The organism is Nocardioides ultimimeridianus (assembly GCF_054777895.1).
Genome location: NZ_BAAHAB010000011.1, coordinates 180,035 through 205,248, shown reverse-complemented (window position 1 = coordinate 205,248; position 25,214 = coordinate 180,035). Strand labels below are relative to the sequence as shown.

At 71.3% G+C, this 25,214-nt stretch carries 21 protein-coding genes; 8 read left to right on the top strand and 13 right to left on the bottom strand.

The window, feature by feature from the left end; genetic code table 11:
• Nucleotide 1: 1 nt before the first annotated feature.
• Nucleotides 2-799, bottom strand: a complete 798-nt coding sequence (locus ACYU8V_RS12445; protein WP_460847745.1) for a crotonase/enoyl-CoA hydratase family protein — start codon at nt 797-799, stop codon at nt 2-4.
• A 101-nt stretch (nt 800-900) separates the two neighbouring features.
• The gene (locus ACYU8V_RS12440; protein ID WP_460847744.1) at nt 901-1,833 is read right to left on the bottom strand and encodes a PDR/VanB family oxidoreductase; all 933 of its coding nucleotides are present in this window, start codon (nt 1,831-1,833) and stop codon (nt 901-903) included.
• A gap of 72 nt (nt 1,834-1,905) precedes the next feature.
• Here ACYU8V_RS12440 and ACYU8V_RS12435 point away from each other — a divergent pair, with 72 nt between their 5' ends.
• Nucleotides 1,906-2,670, top strand: coding sequence for an SDR family NAD(P)-dependent oxidoreductase (locus ACYU8V_RS12435; RefSeq protein ID WP_460847742.1), 765 nt, complete (start codon nt 1,906-1,908; stop codon nt 2,668-2,670).
• 3 nt (nt 2,671-2,673) lie between these two features.
• Here ACYU8V_RS12435 and ACYU8V_RS12430 read toward each other — a convergent pair whose 3' ends face one another.
• Nucleotides 2,674-3,558 carry an enoyl-CoA hydratase-related protein gene (locus ACYU8V_RS12430; RefSeq protein WP_460847741.1) on the bottom strand — a complete coding sequence of 295 codons (885 nt, stop codon included), beginning with the start codon at nt 3,556-3,558 and terminating at the stop codon, nt 2,674-2,676.
• Between the two features lie 94 nt (nt 3,559-3,652).
• Here ACYU8V_RS12430 and ACYU8V_RS12425 point away from each other — a divergent pair, with 94 nt between their 5' ends.
• From ACYU8V_RS12425 to ACYU8V_RS12410, 4 genes are all read left to right on the top strand, one after another.
• Nucleotides 3,653-5,971: a CaiB/BaiF CoA-transferase family protein gene (locus tag ACYU8V_RS12425; RefSeq protein WP_460847740.1), complete on the top strand. Its 2,319-nt coding sequence runs from the start codon at nt 3,653-3,655 to the stop codon at nt 5,969-5,971.
• On the top strand, nt 5,968-6,435 hold the full coding sequence (locus ACYU8V_RS12420) for a MaoC/PaaZ C-terminal domain-containing protein (protein ID WP_460847739.1): 468 nt from the start codon (nt 5,968-5,970) through the stop codon (nt 6,433-6,435). Before ACYU8V_RS12425 ends, ACYU8V_RS12420 begins: the two co-directional genes overlap by 4 nt.
• Before the next feature lie 130 nt (nt 6,436-6,565).
• A complete protein-coding gene (locus tag ACYU8V_RS12415; protein ID WP_460847738.1) occupies nt 6,566-7,735 on the top strand; it encodes an acyl-CoA dehydrogenase family protein in 1,170 nt (389 codons plus the stop codon).
• Nucleotides 7,732-8,760, top strand: a complete 1,029-nt coding sequence (locus ACYU8V_RS12410) for a phosphotransferase family protein (protein WP_460847737.1) — start codon at nt 7,732-7,734, stop codon at nt 8,758-8,760. Before ACYU8V_RS12415 ends, ACYU8V_RS12410 begins: the two co-directional genes overlap by 4 nt.
• Nucleotides 8,761-8,841: 81 nt before the next feature.
• On the opposite strand, the gene ACYU8V_RS12405 is transcribed toward ACYU8V_RS12410, so the two are convergent.
• The 6 genes from ACYU8V_RS12405 to ACYU8V_RS12380 all read right to left on the bottom strand — a co-directional run bounded on the left by ACYU8V_RS12405 (nt 8,842) and on the right by ACYU8V_RS12380 (nt 16,344).
• Nucleotides 8,842-10,359 carry a class I adenylate-forming enzyme family protein gene (locus ACYU8V_RS12405; RefSeq protein ID WP_460847735.1) on the bottom strand — a complete coding sequence of 506 codons (1,518 nt, stop codon included), beginning with the start codon at nt 10,357-10,359 and terminating at the stop codon, nt 8,842-8,844.
• A 171-nt stretch (nt 10,360-10,530) separates the two neighbouring features.
• Nucleotides 10,531-11,910, bottom strand: coding sequence for a wax ester/triacylglycerol synthase domain-containing protein (locus ACYU8V_RS12400; RefSeq protein WP_460847733.1), 1,380 nt, complete (start codon nt 11,908-11,910; stop codon nt 10,531-10,533).
• On the bottom strand, nt 11,910-12,902 hold the full coding sequence (locus ACYU8V_RS12395) for an alpha/beta fold hydrolase (RefSeq protein WP_460847731.1): 993 nt from the start codon (nt 12,900-12,902) through the stop codon (nt 11,910-11,912). Before ACYU8V_RS12395 ends, ACYU8V_RS12400 begins: the two co-directional genes overlap by 1 nt.
• Nucleotides 12,903-13,053: 151 nt before the next feature.
• A complete protein-coding gene (locus ACYU8V_RS12390; protein WP_460847729.1) occupies nt 13,054-13,761 on the bottom strand; it encodes a TetR/AcrR family transcriptional regulator in 708 nt (235 codons plus the stop codon).
• A gap of 63 nt (nt 13,762-13,824) precedes the next feature.
• Entirely contained in the window at nt 13,825-14,799 is a 975-nt protein-coding gene (locus tag ACYU8V_RS12385; RefSeq protein WP_460847727.1) for an AurF N-oxygenase family protein, read from the bottom strand.
• Between the two features lie 90 nt (nt 14,800-14,889).
• A complete protein-coding gene (locus ACYU8V_RS12380; protein WP_460847726.1) occupies nt 14,890-16,344 on the bottom strand; it encodes an MFS transporter in 1,455 nt (484 codons plus the stop codon).
• A gap of 86 nt (nt 16,345-16,430) precedes the next feature.
• Here ACYU8V_RS12380 and ACYU8V_RS12375 point away from each other — a divergent pair, with 86 nt between their 5' ends.
• A complete protein-coding gene (locus tag ACYU8V_RS12375; protein WP_460847725.1) occupies nt 16,431-16,820 on the top strand; it encodes a MarR family winged helix-turn-helix transcriptional regulator in 390 nt (129 codons plus the stop codon).
• A gap of 45 nt (nt 16,821-16,865) precedes the next feature.
• Here the strand turns inward: ACYU8V_RS12375 and ACYU8V_RS12370 are convergent, their stop codons facing one another.
• From ACYU8V_RS12370 to ACYU8V_RS12355, 4 genes are all read right to left on the bottom strand, one after another.
• Entirely contained in the window at nt 16,866-19,121 is a 2,256-nt protein-coding gene (locus ACYU8V_RS12370; protein WP_460847723.1) for a hypothetical protein, read from the bottom strand.
• Between the two features lies 1 nt (nt 19,122).
• Nucleotides 19,123-21,153, bottom strand: a complete 2,031-nt coding sequence (locus tag ACYU8V_RS12365) for a hypothetical protein (RefSeq protein WP_460847722.1) — start codon at nt 21,151-21,153, stop codon at nt 19,123-19,125.
• 15 nt (nt 21,154-21,168) lie between these two features.
• Entirely contained in the window at nt 21,169-22,425 is a 1,257-nt protein-coding gene (locus ACYU8V_RS12360; protein ID WP_460847720.1) for a lysozyme family protein, read from the bottom strand.
• 96 nt (nt 22,426-22,521) lie between these two features.
• Entirely contained in the window at nt 22,522-23,208 is a 687-nt protein-coding gene (locus ACYU8V_RS12355) for an NUDIX hydrolase (RefSeq protein WP_460847718.1), read from the bottom strand.
• Nucleotides 23,209-23,291: 83 nt separating this feature from the next.
• On the opposite strand from ACYU8V_RS12355, the gene ACYU8V_RS12350 reads away from it, so the two are divergent.
• Together ACYU8V_RS12350 and ACYU8V_RS12345 are read left to right on the top strand one after the other, a co-directional pair.
• Nucleotides 23,292-24,281, top strand: coding sequence for an SPFH domain-containing protein (locus ACYU8V_RS12350; RefSeq protein ID WP_460847717.1), 990 nt, complete (start codon nt 23,292-23,294; stop codon nt 24,279-24,281).
• Complete coding sequence (locus tag ACYU8V_RS12345; RefSeq protein WP_460847716.1) at nt 24,278-25,156, top strand: diacylglycerol kinase catalytic domain-containing protein; 879 nt, start codon at nt 24,278-24,280, stop codon at nt 25,154-25,156. Before ACYU8V_RS12350 ends, ACYU8V_RS12345 begins: the two co-directional genes overlap by 4 nt.
• The last annotated feature ends 58 nt before the right edge of the window (nt 25,157-25,214 follow it).

Sequence of the window (25,214 nt, the reverse complement as noted above, 5' to 3'; positions counted from 1 at the left end):
CTCACTTGCCCGTCCACTTCGGGGCGCGCTTCTCGGCGAAGGCCTTGATCCCCTCACGGCTGTCCTCGGAGCGGAAGACGCGCCCGACCGCCCTGCCGTTCAGCTGCCAGGCGTCGTCGTCCCAGTCGGACCCGAGCACCGCCGTGCGGTGCACCATCCGCTTGCTCTCCCGTACCGACACGGGCGAGTTCACCGCGATCCGCGCCGCCAGCGCGAGCGCCGCCTCGACGACCTGGCCGGGCGCGGACACGGCGTTGGCCAGGCCCCACGCGACGCAGGTCTCGGCATCGATCGCGTCCCCGGTCAACGCGATCTCGAGCGCCCTCTTGAGCGGCACCTGGCGCTGGATGCGTACGACGCCGCCCGCGGCGGCCATCAACCCGCGCTTGACCTCGGGAAGCCCCAGCTGGGCCCCCGGGTCGAGCACGGCCAGGTCGGAGGCGAGCACGATCTCGGTGCCACCCCCGAGCGCGAACCCGTTGACCGCCGCGATCGTCGGGGTTTCCACGAAGTGCCGGACATAGCCCGCGAAGCCCCACTCGGGATGCCCCTCGGCCTCCAGCGACTCACCGCGGCCCAGGGCCTTCAGGTCGGCCCCCGCACAGAAGGAGTCGCCGGTTCCGGTGACGACGATGACCCGGACCTCAGGGTCGGCGTCGGCGTCGGCGACGGCGTTGCCGAGCCCTGTCGCCACCGCCGGGTTCACGGCGTTCTTCGCCTCCGGTCGATTGATGCGGATCACAGCGACGTGGTCGGCGGTCTCGGTCGTGACGACCGGTGGATCGACGGCGGTGCTCACGGGGACTCCTCTCGGCGGCTCCGACGATCGACGTCACCGCTGATTCAATCTAATGGCATTAGGCTACGAGTGGCAAGCGCCCGGAGGCGGAGTGGCGACAATCAGATGTCGAGGACAAGCGGGCCCTGGAGGCAACGGCCCACGCAGATCATCATGCAGTCGTTCTCGGCCTGCTCCTCGGGCGTGAGGACGCTGTCGCGGTGCTCCGGCACCCCGTCGAGGACGGCCACCTCGCAGGTGCCGCAGGTCCCCTCACGGCAGGAGAAGTCGACCGAGACGCCCACCCGCTGAAGCGCGTCGATGATCGACTCGTCCTCCTCGACCGTGACGTCGACACCGGACGCCGACGCCTCGACCTCGAACGATCCGCCGGTCGAGGCCGGCAGCTCCTTGGGGCTGAACCGCTCCAGGTGCAGGGTCTCGCCGTCACGTCGGGCCATCGCCGCCTCGAGAGAGACGAGCAGCGGCTCCGGGCCGCACGCGTAGATCCGTCGCCCCGGCACGACCGGGCCGAGGAGCGCGGACAGGTCGAGAAGCCCGCACTCGTCCTGCGGCGCGAGGACCACGCGATCGGCGTACCGCTCGAGGAGGTCGCTCGCGAAGGCCATCGACGATCGCGTGCGCCCGCCGTAGGCCAGGTGCCAGTCGGCGCCGCCCGCCTCGGCCTCCCGGACCATCGGCAGGATCGGCGTGATGCCGATGCCCCCCGCGATGAAGAGGTACGCCGGAGCGGGCTCGAGCGCGAAGTGGTTGCGCGGCCCGACGACCTCCACGGTCGCACCGTCGACCAGGTCGTCGTGGATGCAGATCGAGCCCCCGCGGCCGTCCGCGACGCGGAGCACGCCGATCTCCCAGACGTCGCGCCGGCGCGGGTCGCCGCAGAGCGAGTACTGCCGGACCAGGTCCTCCGCGATCCGCACGTCCACATGGGCGCCGGGCTGCCAGGAGGGCAGGTCGCCGCCGCCGACCGCCTCCATCACGAGGTGCACGACCCCGTCGGCCACCTCGCTGCGCGATCGGATGCGCATCTTCATCGAGCTCTCCGGCATAGTGAGCTACGTTATCCTAACGACATTAGATTAGACAACGGATGCACAGGAGCCGACGTGACCCTTATCGACCGATTCCGGCTCGACGGACAGACCGCGGTGATCACCGGAGCGAGCTCCGGTCTCGGCGCCGGGTTCGCGGCGGCCCTCGCCTCGGCGGGCGCCGACGTGGTGCTCGCCGCACGACGAACGGACAGGGTGGAGGCCCTCGCGCGGCGCATCGCACAGGACCACGGCGTACAAGCGATCGCGGTCACCGCCGACGTGGCCGACCCCACGGACTGCGCCGAGGTCACCCGGGCCGCCATCGCGACGACGGGCCGAATCGACGTACTCGTCAACAACGCCGGGCTCGGCAGCGCCGTCTCGGCGCTCAAGGAGACGCCCGAAGGATTCCGGCGTCTCGTGGACGTCAACCTCAACGGAGTCTTCTGGATGGCACAGGCCTGCGCACGCGTGATGGAGAACGGCGGGTCGATCGTCAACGTGTCGAGCGTCCTCGGCCAGGTGGCACCGAGGTTCCCGCAGGCGGCGTACGCCGCGAGCAAGGCCGGTGTCATCGGGCTCACCCGCGACCTCGCCGGAGAGTGGTCGGATCGGCGCGGCATCCGCGTCAACGCCCTGTGCCCGGGCTACTTCGACTCGGAGATGACCGCGGGCGAGGGCGAAGTGCTGCGGCAGATGGTGGCCGAGCAGTCGATGATGCGCCGGTTCGGCCGGCAGGAGGAGCTCGATGCGGCACTGCTCTTCCTGGCGAGCCCGGCATCGACGTACGTCACCGGGACCACCCTGACGGTCGACGGCGGACTCACGTCCTTCTGAGCATCAGCCGGCAGCGGGGCCAGGCCAGCGCGGTCCATAGTCGGGGTAGTCGCTCGGCACGCGCATCGGGAACGCCGCGGCACGCTTCTGCAGGAAGGACGCGACGCCCTCGCGGACGTCCGCCTTCGCCGGCAGGTCGAACACACCTCGGGACTCCACCGCGTGCGACGCCCACGGCGAAGCGTGCGAGAGCCCCGACCAGAGCAGCTGGCGTGAGAGCGCGGTCGCGACTCGCGAGGTGTTCGTGAGTACGTCGCGAGCCAGTGCCTCGGCTGCGTCATCGAGCTCCTCGTCAGGGACGACCCGGGTCGCCAGTCCGGCGGTCCGCGCCTCGGCCGCGTCGACCATCCGGCCGGTGAGAACCCAGTCCGCGGCGTTCGTCATCCCCACCAGGCGCGGCAGGAACCAGCTCGACGCCGACTCGGCGAGCATCCCGCGCCGGCCGAACAGGAAGCCGACCTGCGCACCGTCACCCATCACGCGGAGGTCGCAGGGAAGCAGCATCGTCGCGCCGCCACCGACCGCAGCACCACGGACCGCGGCGACCACAGGCTTGAGCATGGCGGCGATCCGCATCGTCACGACGCCGCCCGCATCGCGCGGCACTCCCGCGATGCTCCCGAAGCGATCGACGAACTCCGCCTGCTCCTCCGTCGGCCCGGAGACCTTCGAGTGGAAGCCCTTCTCCAGGTCCGCGCCCACGCAGAAGTGACGACCGTTGCCGCGCAGCAGGACGACCCCGACCTCGTCGTCGCGGTCCGCCCGGTCGAAGGCGTCGAAGAGCCCCGCACAGAGAGCCAGCGTCATCGCGTTGCCCTTGTCGGGCCGGTTGAGCGAGATGACGCCGATCCCGTCGCGGACCTCGTAGGTCACGGGCTGCTCGTTCACGGGTGCCTCCTCGGCGGCTCGAACGGGGACTGGTCACAGAAACCGATTGCCATTAGATTAACGGGGTCTGGCCGCACAACTGCAAGGAGCCGCCGTGCTTGAGCTGACCGCGCTGCCCCTCTCGGGGGTTCGGATCGTCGACCTGGGGGATCCCGTCGCCGAGGACGGCGCCCGGCTGCTCGCAGACCTCGGTGCGGACGTGGTCAAGGTCCGCCTGGCAGCCGACGAGAGCCCCCGGGGCTCCGAGACCTCGCTGACCGAGATCCGGCGGGCTGTCGCCAACGCCAACAAGCGGCTCGGACAGGTCGATCTCGACTCCGCCACGGATCGAGCGAGGCTGACCGATCTCATCACGTCTGCGGACGCGCTGGTCGTCGCTGCGGACGTCGCGACCGGTCTCGACCTCGTGCGCCTGCGGGAGGCCAACCCCGCGCTCGTCGTGACGCTCTCCAGCCCGTTCGGCTCGACCGGGCCGCGCAGCACCTGGCAGGCCACCGAGCGCACCCTGCTCGCACTGAGCGGGTCGATGTCGCGATCCGGAAGGCCCGGCGACCCACCGCTGGTCCCACCGGACGGCATCGCCGCGGCGACCGCAGCGACCCATCTCGCCTGGTGCACCCTCATCGCCCTGCAGGAGGCTGCTCGCACCGGCACGGGCCAGCAGCTCGACATGTCACACCACGAGTCCGTGACGGTCGGCCTGGACCCGGCCTTCGGCGTCCAGGGCTCCGCGGCGGCAGGCCGGTCCGGGTCGTTCCGACGAGGCCGGCCGCCGGCGGACTCCTATCCCGTCTTCGAATGCGCCGACGGCCAGGTCCGTCTCTGCCTCCTGGCCAAGCGCCAGTGGCGCGGGATGTTCGGGTGGCTCGGCGCCCCGGAGGAGTTCGCCGATCCGGCGTACGACTCGATCAGCGCGCGCGTCGCGGCCTGGCCTCGCCTGAGCAAGCTGATCGCGGACCTCTTCGCCGACGAGTCCGCCGAGGCCCTGGTGGAGGAGGCCGCTCGTCGCGGCGTCCCGCTGGCCAGGGTCATGACCGTGCGCGATGCGCTCGAGGCAGACCACTTCACCAAGGCCGGCACCATCGCCCGGGTCCCCCTCCTCCCGGGCACCGACGCCCGGCTCCCGGTCGGCAGCATCGACCTCGACGGCGACCGCATCGGCTTCCGCGCGCCGATGCCCTCCGTCGCCGAAGACCCACTGGCGCCCTGGGCGGCGCGTACGCCGGCGGCAGTGCCCCGAGCGGCCGACGAGCCACCCTTCGCGGGCCTGCGCGTGCTCGACCTCGGCGTCATCGTCTTCGGCGCCGAGATCGGTCGGGCGTTCGCCGACCTGGGCGCGGACGTCATCAAGATCGAGAGCCTCACCTTCCCCGACGGCCTTCGCCAGACCCGTGGCGGCGAGGCGATGAACGCCTCCTTCGCGTGGGGTCACCGCAACCGCCGCAGCTTCGGCCTCGATCTGCGAACCACCCGCGGGCGCGAGGTCTTCCTCGAGCTCGCCGCGACGGCGGACGTCGTCCTGTCCAACTTCAAGCCGGGGACGCTCGCCTCTCTCGGGATCTCCTACGACGACCTCACGGCCCTGCGTCCCGACCTCATCGTCGTCGAGAGCGCCGCCTTCAGCTCGAAGGGTCCCTGGGCCGCGCGACTCGGCTACGGCCCGCTGGTCCGCGCCGCGTGCGGCATCTCCAGCCTGTGGCGCTACGGCCCCGATGAGACCGAGTGCTGGGACGGCGTCACCGTCTACCCCGACCACGTCGCCGGCAGGGTCGGAGCGCTCGCCGTCGTCGCCGCACTCTGGCGGCGACGCTGCTCGGGCCGGGGCGCGCACATCGAGTTCGGCCAGTCCGACGTGGTGCTCACCCAGCTGGCGGGGTACGTCGCGAGTGAGGACCTGGAGCCCGGATCCGTCACCGCCGTGGGAAACCGGGGACGCGAGCTGTTCGGTGGGGTGTTCCCCTGCGCGGGCGATGACGAGTGGTGCGTGATCGACGCCCGCGTGACCGAGGAGCTCGACACCCTCGCAGCGATCGTCGGTGCGCGCTCGCCGGCCACGCTCGGCAGCGAGGTCGCGGCCTGGACCTCGCAGCGCTCCCCCGTTGCCGTGATGGAGGCACTCCAGGCCGTCGGAGTCCCCGCGGCGGCGATGGTGCGCCTGCCCGAGCTGCTCGACGACCCCCAGCTGCAGCACCGCGGAACCTTCACGACGATGAACCACCCGCTGCTGGACCAGCCGCTCCCGGCCGAGGACGTGACCGCGCCGTACGAGTCGGTCGTGGTGCGTCCCGCGACGCCCGCGCCCTCACCCGGCCAGCACACCCGCGACATCAGCACCGGGGCGCTCGGCCTGACCGAATCCGAGATCGAGGACCTCCTCGCGGCCGGGGCCATCCACGACGGCGCCCCACGATGACGGACCTGCTGTACGCCGAGGACCTGCCGATCGGGTTCCACGTCGAGCTGGGGACCGTGGGCGTCTCGCGCGAGGAGATCATCGAGTTCGCCCGGCGGTACGACCCCCTGCCGTTCCACGTCGACCCTGCCGCGTCGCACTTCGGCGACGTGATCGGCAGCAGCATCCACACCCTCGCCCTCTTCGCCAGCCTCGCCTCGCCGCAGCTCGTCGCGCGCCTCGCGATCGTCGCCGGCAAGGGGATCGACCGGCTCCGGCTGCCGAACCCGGTCCGGCCGGGCTCCACACTCCGCGGGTCGATGGAGGTCGTCGACGTCGTGGCGAAGCCGGACCGTGCGGACATCCACTGCCGCGGCCTGCTCATCGACCAGGACGACCTCGTGGTGCTCTCCATGACGAGCATCAGCGTGGTCCGGTCCCGCCCGCCGCAGCCAGGGACGGCCGTGGTGCAGCACATCATCTAGAGACCCGATGCCCGACTCCGAGTCACCCGCCTCGACGGCTCCATCCGCATGGCGCCGCGCCGACATCGCGACTGTCGCGACGGCCGAGACGCGGCCCGAACCGCCCCCGGAAGGGACCAGCATGAACCTCATGACCATCGATCTCCTCGACCGCACCCGCGCCTTCATCGACGAGCACGTCCTGCCGATCGACGACGAGTACGACGGCGACATCGAGGCTGCGGGCGGCGAGGCCCTCCGGCGTACGCTCCAGGACGCCGCCAAGGCCGCCGGGGTGTTCGCGCCCCACGCACCTGTCGAGCACGGCGGCCTCGGGCTCACCATGGTCGACCGGGCCGGCATCTTCGAGGCGGCCGGCCGGTCGGTGTTCGGTCCGGTCGCGCTCAACATCAACGCACCCGACGAGGGCAACATCCACCTGCTCGCGCACGTCGCGTCGGCCGCCCAGCGCGAGCGGTACCTCGATCCCCTCGCGCGCGGAGCCAAGCGGTCGGCCTTCGCCATGACCGAGCCGGCACCCGGTGCGGGCGCCGATCCGTCGGCCCTTCTCTCGTCCGCGCAGCAGACGGGCGACGGGTGGGTCCTCAACGGCCACAAGTGGTTCATCACCGGCGCCGACGGGGCGGACTTCTTCATCGTCATGGCCCGCACGAGCGGCGTGCCCGGCGATCGCGGAGGCGCGACCATGTTCCTGGTCGATGCGGATGCCCCCGGCGTCGAGGTCGTGCGCCACATCGGGACGACCGACAAGTCGATGCTCGGCGGGCATTGCGAGATGCGCTTCGCCGATGTCCACCTCGGCGCTGACGCCGTCCTCGGAGGTGTCGACGAGGGCTTCCGCTACGCCCAGGTCCGCCTCGGCCCTGCGCGCATGACCCATGTGATGCGGTGGACGGGCGCTGCGCAACGCGCCCACGAGGTGGCGGTCCGCCACGTCGCCGGGCGTGAGGCGTTCGGCAGCCGGCTCGCCGACCTCGGCATGATGCAGCAGATGATCGCGGACAACGAGATCGATCTCGCCGCGACGCGGGCGCTGCTCATGGAGGCGTGCCGGGAGCTCGACCTGGGGGGCCACGCCTCCCGGACGACCTCGATCGCCAAGACGTTCGCGGCGGAGGCCCTCCATCGGGTCGTCGACAGGGCCACCCAGATGTGCGGCGGCCTCGGCATCTCCAACGAGCTGCCGATCGCGAAGATCGCGCGTGAGATCAGGCCGTTCCGCATCTACGACGGCCCCTCCGAGGTGCACCGCTGGTCGATCGCCCGCCGCTCCGTGCAGCAGTACGGCGGAAGCAGGTGACCGAGGTTCTCTCGCCGGCCGAGCTGGTCTCGGTCAGGTCGGCGATCACCGACGCCGGCACCCCGGTCGACGGCACGCTCACGGCGAAGAGGCTCTCCGGGGGCCGCTCCAACGTCACGGCCCTGCTGTCCGACGCCGCCGGGCCGAAGTGGGTGCTCCGGATGCCGCCGCGCGTCGGGCGTACCCCGTCCGCGCACGACGTCGCCCGGGAGTTCAGGGTCGTCAGCGCGCTCGGGCCGACGGATGTTCCCGTACCTCTCGCCGTCGCCCTCAAGGTCGAGGACGAGGTCCTCGGCTGCGACTTCGCGGTGACCGGGTTCGCTGCGGGGTCCGCGATCAGCTCCCAGGACGACCTGGACCCGATCGACGACGGGGACATCGACCAGGCGATCGACAGCCTGGTCACCTCGCTCGCCGCGCTGCACCGCGTCGACGTGCCCGCAGTCGGGCTGTCGGGGTTCGGTCGCAGCGACGCGTACGCCGAACGGCAGCTCCGGCGCTGGGGCGGTCAATGGGAGATCGTCGGAGCCGAAACCGGATGCGGGTCGGCGGCCACCGAACTGATCCGAGGCCTCAGCCGATCGATCCCGGACCAGCCCCGGAGCGCGGTGATCCACGGCGACTACCGGATCGACAACGCGCTCATCGACTTCGACGCGACCCCGCCCGCCGTCACGGCCATCGTCGACTGGGAGCTGTCGACCATCGGCGATCCCGTCGCCGACGTCGCGATGATGTGCGCCTACCGCCTTCCCGCCTTCGACGACGTGCTCGGCTTCGCGGCAGCATGGACCAGCCCCCGGATCCCCGACGCACATGCGCTCGCCGAGCGCTATGCCGCCGCGGGCGGGGTGGAGCTGACCAACTGGGAGTTCCACCTGGCGCTGGCCTACTTCAAGGTCGCGGTCATCACCGCCGGCATCAGCCACCGACACCGTGTCGCGGGCGGAGACGCCGGGTCCGACACTGCGGCGCGTGCCGTCGCGCCGTACCTCGAGGCCGGGCTGGCCGTCCTCGGCGGGTGAAGCTCCCACCCGCCGCCGTGACCGGTCGGCGCCTGGCTCAGGGGCGCAACGACCCGGCGGCAGGGTGGGAGAGCTGGGTGGCTACGGCGCCTTGGCGTAGGCGCCCGGGATGTCGGCGTACTCCTCACGGAGTGCGACCTTGGCGATCTTGCCGCTGCCCAGGCGCGGAAGCGGCTCATCCCTGAACACGACATAGCTCGGCACCTTGTACTTGGCGAGCTGGGTGCGGCACCTCTCCAGGATGTCCTCGGTCGTCACGTCGCCGGAGCGTACGACGATGGCGGCCGGCGTCTCCCCGAACTTCTCGTCGGCGGCGGCGAGCACCGTGACCTCGGCGACGCCGTCGACCGATGCGATGACCTGCTCGATCTCACCCGGCGACACGTTGATCCCGCCCGAGATGATCAGGTCCTTGAGCCGCTCGAGGAACCTCAGCCGGCCGTCCTCCGTGGTGGTGCAGAGATCACCGCTGTACAGCCACCCGTCGCGCAGCGCCTTCTTGGTGTTCTCCTCGTCGTTCCAGTAGCCCGGGGTGACACCGGGGCCGCGCAGGATGGCCTCACCGGGCTCACCCGGGTCGCACTCGGTGCCGTCCTCGCGGACGACCTTGACCTCGGTGAAGATCGACCCGGTGCCGCAGGTCTCGGGGTGCTCGGCGAAGTCCTTGGCCAGCGTCGCGGTCGCGACACCGCCCGCCTCGGTCATGCCGTAGATCTGGCGGAGCTTGACGCCCTTGGCGGCGTACGCCTCGAGCATCGCGACGGACACAGCGGCGCCGCCGGTGAACGCGGAGACGAGCGAGGAGAGGTCGGCCGACTCGAACTCGGGGGCCTTCATGAGCGCCTCGAAGATGAAGGGGACGCCGAACAGCGTGCCGATCTTGTTCTTCTCGATGAGACCGACGGCCCGCGAGGGATTGATGTCCCTCTCCAGCCACATCGTGCTGCCGAGCACCGTGCACATGCAGAGTCCCCAGACGAGGCCGGGGGTGAAGGCGAGCGGGAGGAGCATCAGCTCACTGCCACCCGGCCGCAGGCCCTCCTCGGTCAGCGACGCCTCGAAGACGATGCTGAGCAGGGTCCTGTTGGTGCAGATGACGCCCTTGGACAGGCCCGTCGTGCCGCTGGTGAAGAGGATGATCGTCGGGTCGTCCGGCTCGATCTCGACGACGAAGTCGTCCGCGTCGCCGTCGCGCAGGTCGGCGATCTCCTCGAAGCCGATGACGTCGAACTCCGCACCCAGGGCGGAGACGTCCTCGAGGACCCCGCGGAACTCGGGCGCCGCGACCACGGCGACCGCGCCGGCCTCACCGATGATCTTGGTCAGCTCCGGAGCCACGAGACGAGGGTTCAGCGGAACCAGGACGGCGCCTGCCTTCTGGACACCCAGACCAGCCCCGACCCACTCCATCGAGTTGGCGCCGAGCACGCACACGCGCTCGCCACGAGCCACCCCGCGAGCCGCGAGGGCACGTCCCACCCGGCTGCTCCAGTGGTGGAGATCAGCGAAGGACACCCGGTCGTCCCCGACGACGACAGCCGTCTCGGCACCCTTCGTCGTACCCCACCAACGCAGGGCGGAGACCAGTGAATGTGCCATGACACTCCTCGTGTTTCGTCAGCTGCCGGGGCGCCCGAGCCTGCCTGTTAATCTAATGCCGTTAGTCTATGACGGGATGTGACCGTGTCAACACCTGTGACCCCGGTCATTCTCCCCGGCCTCCACCTCGCCGTCGCGACGTCCTCCGTGACCGGGGAGGAGCGATCTGACTCACCTCCCCAGTGCGAGCACCTCGTCGAGGCCCTCCTGGAGGCACGCCATGAGGACCGGCGCGTCGAAGACGTCGCCGTCGCAGTTGACGCCGATGCAGGCCTTGCCCACGTGGGAGTGCAGCACCACCATGACCGGGGACCCGGGCAGCGGTCCGAAGTAGAAGATCTCGTCGATGACGATCCCGAGGAGCCTCGACTCCTCGCGCGCCCCGGGCACATTGCTGAGGGTGACGTCGGTCCGGTTCTGCATGCTCGTGAAGAGCGGGGTGAGGATCTGGGAGGGCGCGCGGTTGAGGACCGGGAGCACCAGGGAGAACACGTCGAGGGCAGGCTCGCTGCTGGCGCGGCGTACGACCTTCTTGAGCTCGCGCATCCGCTCGGCCGGGTCGGCGATCGACCCCGGCGCACTGATGAAGGCCGGGGCGAACCTGTTGCCACCCTTGCTGTCGCCGTCGTTGCGCATCGAGACCGGCATGTTGATGACGACGTCGCCCATCGGCTTGCCGGCCAGCTCGTGGTAGCGCCGCAGACCGCCGAGGATCGCCGCGACGTAGGCGTCGTTGATCGTGCCGTCGACCGCCTTGCCCGCCGCCTTGAGCTCGGCGAGGTCGCAGGTGAGGGTGCCGTAGGCCCAGTTGGTCCGCTGGCCGGCGCGGAGCAGCTCGGACTTCCCGGGTGTCGGAGGCGCCAGGACCCGACCCATGGAGCCGACGAACCTCGCCGACCCGACCGGGTCCCTGGCCACGCCAGCCGCCACACCCAGCGCACCCTTGGCGAGCCTCGGCAGGCCGAGGACACGCTGTGCTGCCTGACCGACCGCCACGTCGACGGGTGTCGGCGTCCGGCCCGCAGCGGCCTTACGGACCGCGGCGACCCGATCGGCCGTCCGGCTGTGCAGGTCACTGAAGAGCTGCACGCTGCCGTGACCGTCCATCAGGCAGTGGTGGACGATCAGGAAGTACGCCGACCGTCCCCCGTCGAGCCCTTCGATCAGATGGCCCCGCCACGGCGGGAGGGCCGGGTCGAGTGCGACGAGCGCCAGCTTGGCGGCACATGCCAGCAGCTCCTCGTGGGTGGCCGAACCCCCGAGGTCCACCCGCTCGAGGTGCCGGGAGAGATCGAAGTCGGCGTCGACCCAGACCGGCGGCCCGAGCGGCAGGGCCGGCTCGACGACCTTCTGCCGGAAGCGCGGGAACTCGGACAGCCCGAACTCGTGCCAGGCCACGAGCTCGTCCCAGTCCGGCGTGCCCGCGAGCACCTCGAGCACACCGCCCTGGGTGGAGTTCTCCGGGTGCTTGTTCGCACGCCACATGGTGGCCTCGAACTCGGACATCTGCTGCCCCCCACCCCAGGTGAGCGGCGATTCCTTCTTGGACATCAGTTGTTCCTCTCGGTGCTGCGGGAAGGGACGCCGGCGTCGTCGTACCGAAGCTGGAGGAGAAGCTTCGTGAGCACCTCAGGCGCTTCGACCAGCGGCGTGTGACCGATGCCCGGAATGACCTCGAGTCGGCCGGCGGGCAGGCGGGCGAGCATCTCCTCAGCGGTCTTGAGCGGCGCGAACGGGTCACGCTCGCCCCAGATGAGCAGCGTCGGATGCAGGACCTGCTCAGGGACGGAGTCGCGTACGGCGGCAGCCGATGCCGTGATGGCGTCGGCGTACCCCGCCGCTCCCAGCTTGGGCACGATGACCGCCGCAAGCTCGTCGGACATGCAGCCGGGATCGCGCATCGCGCCTCGCAGGAGGACGGAGCGAGCGGTGCGGCTGCGGACGAGCAGGTCGACGACACGAGGGTGCGAGAAGATCCGCTGGGCACCGCGGAGTACGGACAGGACGACCTTCAGTCGCCGCTCGCTCATCGGCACGCCACCCGAGTCGACGAGGACGAGCCGGGTCACCAGCTCAGGGTGCCGACGGGCGAGGCCGAGCGCCACCAGGCCTCCCATCGAGTGGCCGGCCACGACGCCGGCAGGGGCCCCGGCATGCGCCAGGACTCCGGCGACCACATCGGCGTAGTCGGACATCGTCGCCGGGCTCGGCAGGCAGGTCGACTCACCGAAGCCCGGCGTGTCGACCGCGATGACGCGGCAGTGCCGGGTCAGCGCCGGCAGGCACTCGAGCCACCACTCCCAGCAGCAGCCCATCCCGTGCAGCAGCACCAGCGTCGGCCCGACCCCGCAGTCGAGGTAGCGGACGCGCGTCGACTCGTGCCAGTACGTGCGGACCGACGCATCCCAGTCGGTGTCGGTCCAGGTGGGCGCGGCAAGGGTCCGCGGCCGGCGTACAGGATCATCCGAGCCGCCGGCGATCCAGCTTCCGATCGCGCCGCCCGCACCTACCACGGCCGCCGCCCACCACCATCGCGCCCTCATGGCGGATAACCTAAAGGTTATAGATTATTCTGGCAAGGGCGCGCTACCACCACCTCCAGCCGGCAGGGGGCGCCCGGAGATGGATCACGTGGTCCGACGTCCGACGGGAACGCCTGCCGTCTCCTGAGGAAGGACCGACGTGACGAGTCCGTCAGTGGTCCGTCGCGGGCGCCCCGCCGAGGGCGGCGTCGAGCGGCCCCTCGGGCAGCTCCACCCCCCGCTCCCGGGCCAGGCCGTCGGCCTGGAACCAGAACGCGTCGGACAGCGACACGACGAAGGCGCGGGTGCCGGGCCGGCGCGGCGTACGGGCCATCCATCGCTGGACCGACTGCAGGCCGGCACTCACGGCACCGAAGAGCCACGGGTCGACGAAGTCGGCGTCATCGGGGGCCAGTTCCGCGCCGAGCGCCTCGAGGATGCCGCCGACGACCACGACCAGCCGCTCGGTCAGGGTGCCCAGCGCGAGCGCGAGCGGCGCCTCGTCCGCGGTCGCGATCGGCTTCGCGACGAAGTGGAGCCAGGCCGGGTGCTCGAGCGCCCACTCGACGAAGGCGTGGACCACGCGGCGGACGACCTCGCGCGGAGGTACGTCGAGGACGATCGAGTCGAGCACCACGTCGGCGACCCGGGCGGCGATGGCGGCCTGGAGCGCCGCGTCCAGCTCCTCGCGGCTCGCGAACAGCCGGTGGATCGCCGAGCGGTTGATGGCGGCACGGTCGGCGATCTGCTGGATCCTGACCTCGGCGCCGGCGCCCTCGGAGGCCATGACCGCGAGGCCCGCCTCGACGATCAGCCGGCGGCGGTCGTCCTTGTGACGCTCCCACCGCAGCTGGCGGCCGTCGATCCCCGCAGTGGCCATCCGACCTCCTCGCTCCGGGCAGCAACGCTAACGCGCCGGGGCCGCCGCGCGGTCAGGAGGCGGTCAGGAGGAGGCGCGCACGGGCTCGCTGCGGAAGCGCGCGGGCCGGCCGTCGATCCCGCACCGGCGCCACATCCAGCGGCCGGCCGGCGTCATCAGCCCCATCTCCTCGGCCAGCATCCGTACGTCGGAGAACGTGTCGCGCAGGTCCTTGCGCGAGACGGGATCCCGCCAGAAGGCCTGGCGTACGGCGCTCCTCGGGATGCCGAGGGCGCGTCGCTGCGCCCGGCTCGGCTTCATGATCACGTCGCCCAGGACCCGCATGATCAGCGGAAGGGCGAGGGACAGCCAGAAGCGCTGGAACCTCCCAGCCTCGCCCGCCCGCCGCCGCAGGTAGTGGTGGGCGAAGCCGATGTGCCGCGCCTCCTCGGCGATGTGGATCTGCACGATGCGCTGCAGCAGCGGGTGCATCCGGTGCCCCGAGCGGAGGATCCCCTTCTGGAAGTGGTCGATGGGCTCCTCGCCGGCCAGCACCCCGATGAAGAACACCGACGGCAGCACCCCACCCGCGAGGGGGAGGAACGGCGCCAGCCGGCGGAACCACCGCGGCGCCCCGCGGGTCGCGGATCCCGTGCGGTTCACGAACTCCTGGAACATCTGGGTGTGGTGGCACTCCTCGGCCGCCTCGTGGGTCGAGTAGCGGAACTCGGGCGAGCCGTTGGGCAGCACCATCGCGTGCGTCATGATCCCGCCGATGAGTACCTGCTCGAACTGCAGGCCGACCTTGAGCATCGAGGCGAACCGCTCCAGCCCGACCTCGATCTGCCGCTCCTGCGGGAGCGAGCGGTACCAGTCGGTCCGGGCCAGCGGGTCCGCGTCCGGGAGGATCCAGCGCGGGTCGTCCGCGACGATCGCGAGCTGCGGGTCGTCCCACGCGATGTCGGCGAAGGCGTCGAAGTGGACCTCGACCGACGCCTCGGACAGTGTCCGCAGCGCCTCCGCGTAGTCGGTCCCCACCCGTTCGGTCGTCTCGGTCATTCCGGCCCCTTTGCCACGCAGTCTTCTGTCGAAGTTAGCGCAACATGACGTTGCAGTAAAGGGTGCCGGGAGCCGAGCCGAGGCGGGAGGTCAGGCGGCGTACTCCTCGACCGGCAGGGCCACCGGCTCCACCGGCGCGCGGCGGGAGAGCGCGAGGCCGGCGATGGTGACGACCGCCCCCACGGTGGCGACGGCGAAGGCGAAGACCAGGCCCGGGCGGTAGCCGTCGAGGACGGCCTGCGGGCCGGCCCCGGCGGGCGTCGAGGCGATGAGGGCCGAGGTGATCGCCAGGACGATCGCGGCACCGACCTGCATCGAGGTCTGCAGCACGCCGGCCGCGAGCCCCTGCTCGTCGTCATGGATCCCGTTGGTGGCCAGGATGTTGACCGCGGGGAAGCCGATCCAGCCGATGGCGATGAGCACCACGGCGGGCAGGATCATCGTCAGGTACGACGGAGCGGTGTCGAGCCGCAGGAACAGCAGGTAGCCCACGGCCATGGTCGTCAGCGTCACGGCGATGATCGGGCCGGGACCGACCCGGTCGACGAGGCGGTTGGAGAACACGGCCGAGACCGCCACCATGACGCCGACCGGCAGCAGCGCGAGCGCGAGGTGGAGGGGGCTCCAGCCCAGGCTGTCCTGCAGGAACAGGGTCACGATGAACTGCCAGCTGAAGTACGAGCCGGCCATGGCGACGATCGCGACGCTGGCACGCAGCAGGGTCGGCGTGCGCAGGATCCCGAGCCGGACCAGCGGGTGCGCGACACGGCGCTCGACGGCAAGGAAGGCGGCGAACAGGGCCACCACGAGGGCGAACGAGCCGAGGGTCCGGAACGAGGTCCAGCCCGCGGCCGGGGCGCTCACGACGGTGTAGACCAGCAGCAGCATCGGCGACACCGAGAGCACGGCGCCGGCGAGGTCGTGGCCGCCCTCGGCGGGACGGTCCCGGGGGATCAGGAAGTACCCGGCCGCCAGCGCGACGAGCGCGACCGGGACGGGCAGCAGGAAGGTCCAGCGCCAGCCGACGCCGGTCATCAGGCCGCCGAAGAGCAGGCCGCAGGAGTAGCCGCCCGCGCCGAACACCGTGTAGATCGACAGCGCCCGGTTGCGCGCCGGACCCTCGGCGAAGTTGGTGGTGATGATCGAGAGGCCCGTGGGTGCGGTGAAGGCGGCGGCCAGGCCCTTCACGAACCGGGTCAGGATCAGCAGCGGGCCGGTGCTGACCAGGCCGCCGGCGAGCGACGCGATCGCGAAGACGGCGAGGGCGACGAGGAAGACACGGCGCCGGCCGAGCAGGTCGGCCGTGCGGCCGCCGAGCAGCAGGAGGCCGCCGTACCCGAGCACGTAGCCACTGACGAGCCACTGCAGGGTGGAGGTGCCCAGGTCGAGGTCGGAGCCGATGGAGGGCAGGGCGACGCCGATCATCGAGACGTCGAGCCCGTCGAGCCCCAGGACGATGCAGAGGGTCATCAGCATCGCCCAGGTGCGGGGGGTCCAGCCGGTGCCGGCGGTGGCCGGCGCGGGGAGGGTCGCGGTAGAGGTCATGGGGACCAACATTCCATGCACACGCATTCAATGCAAGCGCAAATAATGCATTTGCATCTAGTTCACGGCGCGGCTACAGTGCGGACATGGCAGCGACGTCGGAGTCCACGCTCGTGGGTGAGTGGCGCACGCTCCTGGACCGGCACGCCGCGGTGAGCTGCGCGCTCGAGAAGGCGCTCAACGACGGGCACGGCATCGGCCTCAGCGAGTTCGAGGTCCTCGACCGGCTCGTCGACGCCAACTGCGGCAGCTACCGGATGCACGACCTGGCCAAGGACATCCACCTGAGCCAGAGCGCGCTGTCCCGTGCCGTCGCCCGCCTGGAGAAGGACGGGTTCGTGACCCGTGGTACCTGCGAGGACGACCGCCGCTCGGTCTTCGTCTGCCTCACCGGCAAGGGCGCCGTGACCCACCAGGAGGCGCTCCCCACCCACCGCGCCGTGCTGCGCAGCACCTGGGACCTGCCCGCCTCCTAGCCCCTCGGTTGGAGGCAGCAGGAGGCAGCCAGGCCCCAGGATCGCTCACGGCTGCGGTGGCGCCAGGTCCGACCGGACCAGGTTGAGCGTCGGGTGCGCGGTGAAGTCGTGCACCAGGTGGACGTCGTACGGCGCCCCCTGGGCCGGCGTCACCGTGACCGCCAGGTCAGCGGCCATGCCGGAGACCGCGAACAGCACCGGCAGGTCGGCGGTGATGCTGTCGACCTGGTGGTCCGGGGTGAGGGTGACCGCCGGCAGCTGCAGGTCCGGCAGGCCGGCCACCGACGCCTGGATCCGGACCGCGGCCAGGTCCGGCGCGAGCTGGCCCGCGGCGTTGAAGCCGAGCACGTGGTGGACGACGGTGGTCGTCTCCGCGTGCACGTCCACGTAGCCGTGGGCCGTGACCGGTCCCGGCCCGAGGTCGAGCCGGCAGGCCGCCACCACCAGGTCGGCCCCGGCGGCGGCCGGCACGTCCCAGGCCCCGCCGACCGCCAGCGCGGCGCCGGGGGCCGAGGCGACGATCTGCCCGGCGGTCCGCACGGTGAGCGAGGTGATGGTCAGCGGGTGCGGGGACAGGTTCGCGAGCCGCACTCCCCCGTCCTGGGCGACCACGAGGGAGATGTCGCCGTCGCCCGCCGTGACGTCGAGGCTCAGCTTCACCGCCGACGTCACCGGACCCTCGTGACCCTCGTCCAGACGCACCGCCAGCGAGCCGACCAGGCTCGTGGTGGACACGTCCGCCAGCTGGGAGAGGACCAGATCGACCTTCTCCACGGCCGGTACGTCGTCGTCGACGATGTCGGCGACCAGGACGAGCTCACCGGGGTCGTCGCCGACCGCGAACGTGGCCTTGGCGATGCTGGCCGAGCTGAGCGTCCCCGGCGTCCGCGGGTCCAGGTCGGTCGGCAGGATCACCTGCTCCACCTTCGGGCCCAGGGACGGCTCCGCGGCGAGGGCGGCCTCCAGCAGGGCGAGCTCTCCGGGATCGACCACGGGAGCGAGCCCGAAGGTGAGCTGGAAACGGCACCCGCTGCTCGCGCTCGGGTCGACGATCGCGTCGCAGCGGGCGGCGAGACCGTCGGGCCGGCGGGCGATGCCGTACGCCGCGGGGACCGCGATCGCCGTACCGCTGAACAGGCCGAGGTAGAGCGCCCGGAAGGACGGGAACCGCTGGGCGATCGGCCCGAGCGCGGTGACCTCGACGTACTCGGTCTGGCTCGCGTTGAACGAGACCAGGTCGTCGACCGACCGGATGCCGGTGACCTTGCCGTCCACGGCGAGCGTGAAGCCCGGGCGGTACGACGGGCTGGAGTACGCCGTCCCCAGCGGCAGCTCGCCCACGAAGCCGGCCGTCTCCCGGACCGCCACCCGGGCCGGCTCCGGCGCCGGGTCGGGCTCCGGGTCGGGCAGCCGCAGCGGCTCGACCCGAGTGACCTCCAGCTGGCTCACCGTCCGCGGATCCAGCCTGGTGCGGAACGCCGAGGTCAGCCCGAGCGGCCGGGCGACCTGCAGCTGGGCCACGTCGAGCTGCTGCGTGACGTCGACCTGCTGGACGGTCGCGACCTCCGGGTCCGGGTCCGTCAGCGGGTGCTCGGGCTCGACCGGCACCGCGACCCTCATCTCGGGGAACCGCCGGACCCGGTCGATCCGGCCCGGCAGCCACGGGGGCAGCCGGGGACCGGCCGGGGTGTCGGTCGCCCACCGGACGACCGTGTAGCCCCCGGTGATCTCGAGGGAGGCACCTTGGCCCGCGGTGAGCTCCTCGAACGCCACGACCACATCGGGACCGGAGAGCGGCACCGCGACCTTCGCGCTCGCGCCCTCCGGATCGACGGCGACCGTGCCGGGCAGGGCCCGGACCACGTCGTTGCCCGCGTCGTCCTTGACGGTCAACCGCAGGGTCGCGGCCAGGCCGGCGAGCGGGATCTCGTCGTACGCCGCTCCCGGGCTCGCCGCGATCGCGGCCCGGACGTCGTCCGGCACCTGCTTGACGATGCCGAAGGTGACGGTCGCGCTGTTGTACGGCGTACCGTCGGCCAGCGGCAGGCCACGGACCGCCGCGAGCCCGAAGGACGCGTCCGGCGCAGGGGCGAGGACCCACTCCGGCAGGTACCAGTGGACCTGCTCGTCACCGCCGTCGACGAACACGTTGCCCTGCCGGCTGTCGGCCGCCGGCGCGCCGGCGCCGTCGTCGCTGGTCACCGCGATGGGGACCAGCGACGACAGCACCGACGGGGACAACGCCACCTCGGCGAATCGAGCGTTGCTCAGCTCGAACCGGCTCTCGATGACGTTGCTCATCTCAGACCACCGGCGGGAAGGCGTTGATGTAGCCGTTGATGACCGCCACCTGGTCGGCCGGTGCGGCGGGCAGGGCGACCTTGAGCGGGTTCAGGTACTTCACCCGTCCCGTCGGCAGCGGCACCGTCACCGCGGCCGGGCTCGACCACTGCACCGGGGCGTCGGTGAACGACGACCCCGTCACCTCGACGTCGACGGTGTAGGTGAACTCGGTCTGGTCGCCGTACTTGTCGGAGAAGATCTCCCACAGCACGTCCTTCTGGTTCGCCGCCGTGACGGTGAGGGTGTCGGTGCGCCCGCCGATCTTGCAGGTGAGCGTCACGTTGACGTTCTCGGTCGGGATCGGCCGGTCGAGCATGAACCGGACGAACACGTAGCCCGCCTCGTCGGCGGTCAGCTTCGGCGCGTGCTCGGTGCCGACCGTCTCCACCACGAAGGTGCTGGTGCCGTTGGACAGCTCCACGCGCGGGTCCTGGCCGTCGTACACGATGGTCTTGGTGAGCTTGACCTGGTCGCGCGGCCAGCCGGGCACGTCCTGGTCGAGGCGCAGGAAGGCCATGTTCACGATGTCGCCGGGGTTGTCCTTGGTCCACGTCGCGAGCTGCGCGCCGCCGTTCGGGTCCTTGTTGCCGACCGTGTAGTGGAAGCCCTGGGCGATGGTGACCAGGTTCGGCTTGCCCTCGGCGTCCAGCGGGTGGCTGTAGTCGGGGTACGCCGCCTCCAGCGAGACCGACTGGATCGGGTCGCGCAGGTCCACTCCCCCGACGACCTCGGCGAAGTTCACGGCGCTGGTCGCCGCGACCTGGACCTTCTTGAACCACTCGCCGATGTCGACGATCGAGAGGTACTTGGCCTGGTCGGCCTTGACCGCCGGGAGCAGGTCGTTGAGGTCGCCCGAGATCGTGTTGGTGACCGCGATCGTGGTGTCCAGCTCGAGGGTCTGCACGATGTTGACGTCGTGCTCCTGGTGGCTGTCCTTCAGGCTCACCGACGTACCGCCGAAGATGCTCGAGAAGATGCCCCGGTCGGTCGACGCGGGCGCGTCCTCGCGCGGCTTCCAGTCGAAGATCTCGTTCTTGAGGACGTTGTACGCCGTCGTCTTCATGTCGTCGACGTTCTTCTTGATCCAGTCCTCCAGCTCGGGAGGCAGGTTCGCGCTGTCCATCGTCATCTTCGTGGTGATGGCACCGCTGGTGACCATCTTGGAGTAGGCGTACTCCATGCTCGCCGAGTCGATGCCGAGGAAGCCACCGGTGCTCAGCGCCGCGGAGAACTGGTCGTAGCACTTGCTCACGTTGATGGTGACCTCGACCTGGCAGGCGTGGATGTAGACCTGCTCCTTGAGGTTGCAGTGCACGGTGAACGGCGACTTGCCGTTCTCCAGCGACCCCGCGATCGCGCCGGCGGCGAGCTGGCTGCAGGTCACCAGGAAGGCGCTGAAGCCCTCGGCCTCGATGCTGCCCTTGCCGGCGCCCTGGGCGTCGATGAACATCGGCATCTTGGTCTGGCCCGCGGCCGTCGCGAGCGGCGGGACCTCGATGGTCACGTTGTTCTCGACGATCGGCATGATGCCGAGCAGCGGCTCCGGTGCGTCCTGGTCCCACCCGAACAGGTGCGAGATCCACGGCTTCGGCTCCGGGTGCTCGCCGGCCTTCAGCTTCGCGATCGCCCCGGTCACCACGCTCGGCGGCACGGCGAAGGTGGTGGAGAAGGTGCAGAACCCGCCACCCGCCTCGACGGTGCCGTCGGTCGTGTTCGCGTCGGTGACGCCGACCGTGGTCTCGGAGGTCATCAGGCCCTTGAAGACCGTCATCCCGAAGTCGTAGTCCTTCGGGCTGTTCTGCTTCTTGGCGAGGTAGACGCGTGCGGGCTGCCAGTAGTACTGGGTCGGCCGGCCCGCCTTGCGCAGGTCCTCGTTGTTGGCGTCGGGGTAGACCTGCAGCTGGTACTCCATGCCGGTCTCGTCGTTCACGGTGATCAGGACGAAGTCCGGTCCGAAGATCGGGCCCGCCGCAGTCAGGAAGTCAGTCATGGTCCTGGTCCTCTCTCAGTTGTTGTCGTCGGTCGACTGGTCGGCGGACTGGTCGTCCGACGGCTCGGTGGGCTGGTCCTCGGTGGGCTGGTCCTCGGTCGGCTGGTCCTCGGTCGGCTGGTCCTCGGTCGGCTGGTCCTCGGTCGGCTGGTCCTCGGTCGGCTGGTCCTCCGTGGGCTGGTCCTCGGTCGGCTGGTCCTCCGTGGGCTGGTCCTCGGTCGGCTGGTCCTCGGTCGGCTGGTCCTCGGTCGGCTGGTCCTCGGTCGGCTGGTCCTCGGTCGGCTGGTCCTCGGTCGGCTGGTCCTCGGTCGGCTGGTCCTCGGTCGGCTGGTCCTCCGTGGGCTGGTCCTCGGTCGGCTGGTCCTCCGTGGGCTGGTCCTCGGTCGGCTGGTCCTCCGTGGGCTGGTCCTCGGTCGGCTGGTCCTCCGTGGGCTGGTCCTCCGTGGGCTGGTCCCCGGTCGGCTGGTCCCCGGTCGGCTGGTCCCCGGTCGGCTGGTCCCCGGTCGGCAGGTCGGCCGAGGCGACCTGGGTCGGCTCGGTGGCCTGGCCCGACGGCTGGCCGGTGGACTGGCCGGAGCTCGACTGCTGCCCCGTCGTACCGCTGCTGCCGCTTCCCGAACCGGTCGGAGCCGGAGCGGCCGCCGCCTTGGCGTCGCCCGGGTAGTAGAGCGTCGCGGCGTCGAGACCCTTGTCCTTGACGGCCTGGGCGTTCTGGAAGAGGAGGACGTCGGCGTCGTTGCGGGGCTTGACGCCCGGGTTGCCGGTCTCGTTGATCTTGCAGTTCGCCGCGGCCTTGGCCCAGTCCTGCGCCTTGAGGGCGGCGGTCAGGTTGGTCCAGTGCGCCGGGAAGCCCGGGCCCATCGCCCACGCCATCGAGTGCACGGCGAGCTGGGCGTCGGCCGGCCACGACTCGAAGTCCGGGAAGGTCTTCTTCAGCACCGCGTCGTTGGCGTCGAGCTTCTTGAGCACGAGCGCATCGATGTCCGCGTCGCTCAGACGCAGGTCGGTGATCGGCTCGCAGGCCTTGTAGCCCTTCTGGGCGAGGTCGGTCCTGCCCTTGAGCATCGTCCACTCCTGACGGATCTCGTCAGAGGTGGCCGCCTTGCCGGTGGACTTGTGAGTGAACGGAAGACCGAGGGCGGCATCGACGGGGTCGATGAGGTTGCCGACGCCGGTGGTGACCAGGGCCTTGATGTCGAGGTACATCCAGGCCACCCGGCCCTCGAACTTCGTGGTGAAGGTGGTGAAACCCTTGCGCACGCTGTCGCGCATGGCGAACTCCTGTCATGAGGGATGACACGGGCCGAGCGCCCGCGTCGACAGGAGGAGTCGTGGGCCGAGGCCCTGATACACGTTCGCCGAGAAATCTCAGCGGGAGCGGAGCTCGGCCCGCATCAGCGGCGGCAGCAGCAGCTCGGCCGGGCCGCGCCGGTAGAGGGCAGCGGGGCGTCCGCGGTCGCCGGTGCGGACCTCGCCGGTCGCCTCGAGCAGGCCGGCGACCGAGGTGACCTTGCGGTGGAAGTTGCGGGGGTCGATCGCGCGCCCCCAGACCGCCTCGTAGACCTCGCGCAGGTCCGAGACCGCGAACGGCTCCCCGGTGAAGGCGGTCGCCAGCGGCGTGTACTCCAGCTTGCTCCGTGCCCGCTCGACCCCGTCGCGCAGGATCTGCGCGTGGTCGAAGGCAAGGTCGCCGTCGGTCATCAGGTCCCCGACCGGGTGCCAGTACGCCGCTGCCGCATCCGACCCCGCAGCGACCGGACCGGGGTCCGGCAGCAGCGCCAGGTACGCGATCGAGACGACGCGGCCACGCGGGTCGCGCGAGGGAGCGCCGTACGTCGCCAGCTGCTCGAGGTGGGCGACCGCCAGGCCGGTCTCCTCGGCGAGCTCGCGCCGCGCGGCGTCGAGCAGGTCCTCGTCGGCGAGCACGAACCCGCCGGGCAGCGCCCGAGCGCCGCGGAACGGCTCGATGGCGCGCTCGACGACCAGCGCCCGCAGGGCGCCCTCGCTGACGGTGAGCACGACCAGGTCGACGGCGGGGGCTGCGGTGTACTTCACACCGCCCACCTTAATCGTCTAGTTGACGAGAAGTCACGCTCTGCTTATTCTCGTCATACCGACGATAAATACAGGAGGACGTCATGGGAGACATCAAGCGCCGGGGCCCGTGGTTCCACTACCGCGGCACCCCGACCACCTACGTGCGGCAGCTGAAGAACGGCCGCCCCGCCCGCGAGGGCGCCGGGCTGGCCTTCTGGTTCCGGCCGCTGAGCTGCGTGCTCAGCGAGGCGCCGATCGACGACCGCGAGCTCGCGTTCACCTTCCGCGGCCGCACCCGCGACTTCCAGGAGGTCACCGTGCAGGCGACGGTGACCTTCCGCGTCGCCGAGCCCGGTACGGCGGTCAGCCGGCTCGACTTCGGCATCGACCCCGGCACCGGCCAGCTGCGCAACCGGCCGCTGGACCAGGTGGGCGGCATGCTGACCGAGCTCGCCCAGCAGTACGCGCTGGACCTGCTGGCCGACCTCGACCTCACCGACGCGCTGGTGCGCGGACCGGTCGTCGTGCGCGACGGCGTCACCGCCGGCCTGATCGGCGACGCACGGCTGGCCGAGGTCGGGCTGTCGGTGATCGGGGTGCGCATCACCGGCGTCGTGGCCGACCCCGAGGTGCAGCGGGCGCTGCAGACCCCCACCCGCGAGACGGTGCAGGGCGAGGCGGACCGGGCGACGTACGAACGGCGTGCGCTGGCGGTCGAGCGCGAGCGCGCCATCGCCGAGAACGAGATGACCAGCCGGATCGAGCTGGCCAGGCAGGAGGAGACGCTCGTCGCGCAGCAGGGCGCCAACGACCGCCGGCGGGCCGAGGAGGCCGCCGCCGCCCAGGAGGTGGCCGTCGCGGCCGACGCCGACCGGACCCGGGTGCTCGCCGACGCCGAGGCCTACCGGACCACCACCGTCGGTGAGGCGGAGGCGACCGCGGAGGCCGGGCGGTACGCCGCCGTCGGCGACGTCGAGGCCGAGAAGCTGCTCGCCCTGGCGCTGCGCGAGGTCGCGGGCCAGCTGCCGGAGATCGGCCAGCTGACGGTCACCCCTGACCTGCTGACCGGGCTGATGGGGCGGTTGAGGTGAGCACCCTGGCCCCCCGCGCCGTCGTCGTCACCCGGCCGAGCGAGCTCGAGCAGATGCTCGCCCGGCACGGGACGCGCGGCCAGGTCGAGTTCTTCCTGCGCACCCGCGGCCGCACCCTGGCCCCGCTCGACGAGGCGCACGACCTGCTCGAGGACGCCGTACGCACCATGAGCGCGGCGATCCCACGAGACTGGCGCCGCGCGAGCGTCAGCCGCCCCGACCTGCCGACCTTCGCCTTCACCCCCGAGGACGTCGTGATCGTGGTCGGCCAGGACGGACTCGTCGCGAACGTGGCCAAGTACGTCGACGGGCAGCCGGTCCTCGGCGTCAACCCCGACCCGCGCGCCAACGCCGGCGTGCTGGTGCCGATGTCGCCCGCCGTCGCCGCCCGCGCGCTGGTGGGCCGACCGGCGCTCCGGTCGCTGACGATGGCGCGGGCGGTGACCGACGACGGCCAGGAGCTGTGTGCGCTCAACGAGGTCTTCTTCGGCCACCCCAGCCACCAGAGCGCGCGCTACGCGCTGCACCAGGACGGCCGCACGCTGCCGCAGTCGTCCTCGGGCCTGATCGCCGCGACCGGCACCGGGGCGACGGGGTGGGCGGCGAGCATCCTGCGCGAGCGGCACAGCGAGCTCCCGCTCCCCCGGCCCGACGAGCGGGCACTGGCGTGGTTCGCGCGCGAGCCGTGGCCGGGGCCCGGGCTGGACGCCGACACCACCGAGGGCCTGGTCACCGCAGAGCTCGTCGTCACCTGCACCAGCGACCAGCTGGTCCTGTTCGCCGATGGCCTGGAGAACGACCGGGTGGTCGTGACCTGGGGCCAGGACGTCCGGATCGGCTGTGCGGATCGCAGCCTGCTGCTGGCCCAGCCGTAGCGGCACTCGTGCGGGTTCCACGGCGACGCGGGCCAATCATCGGCGGTACCGCTCCCCG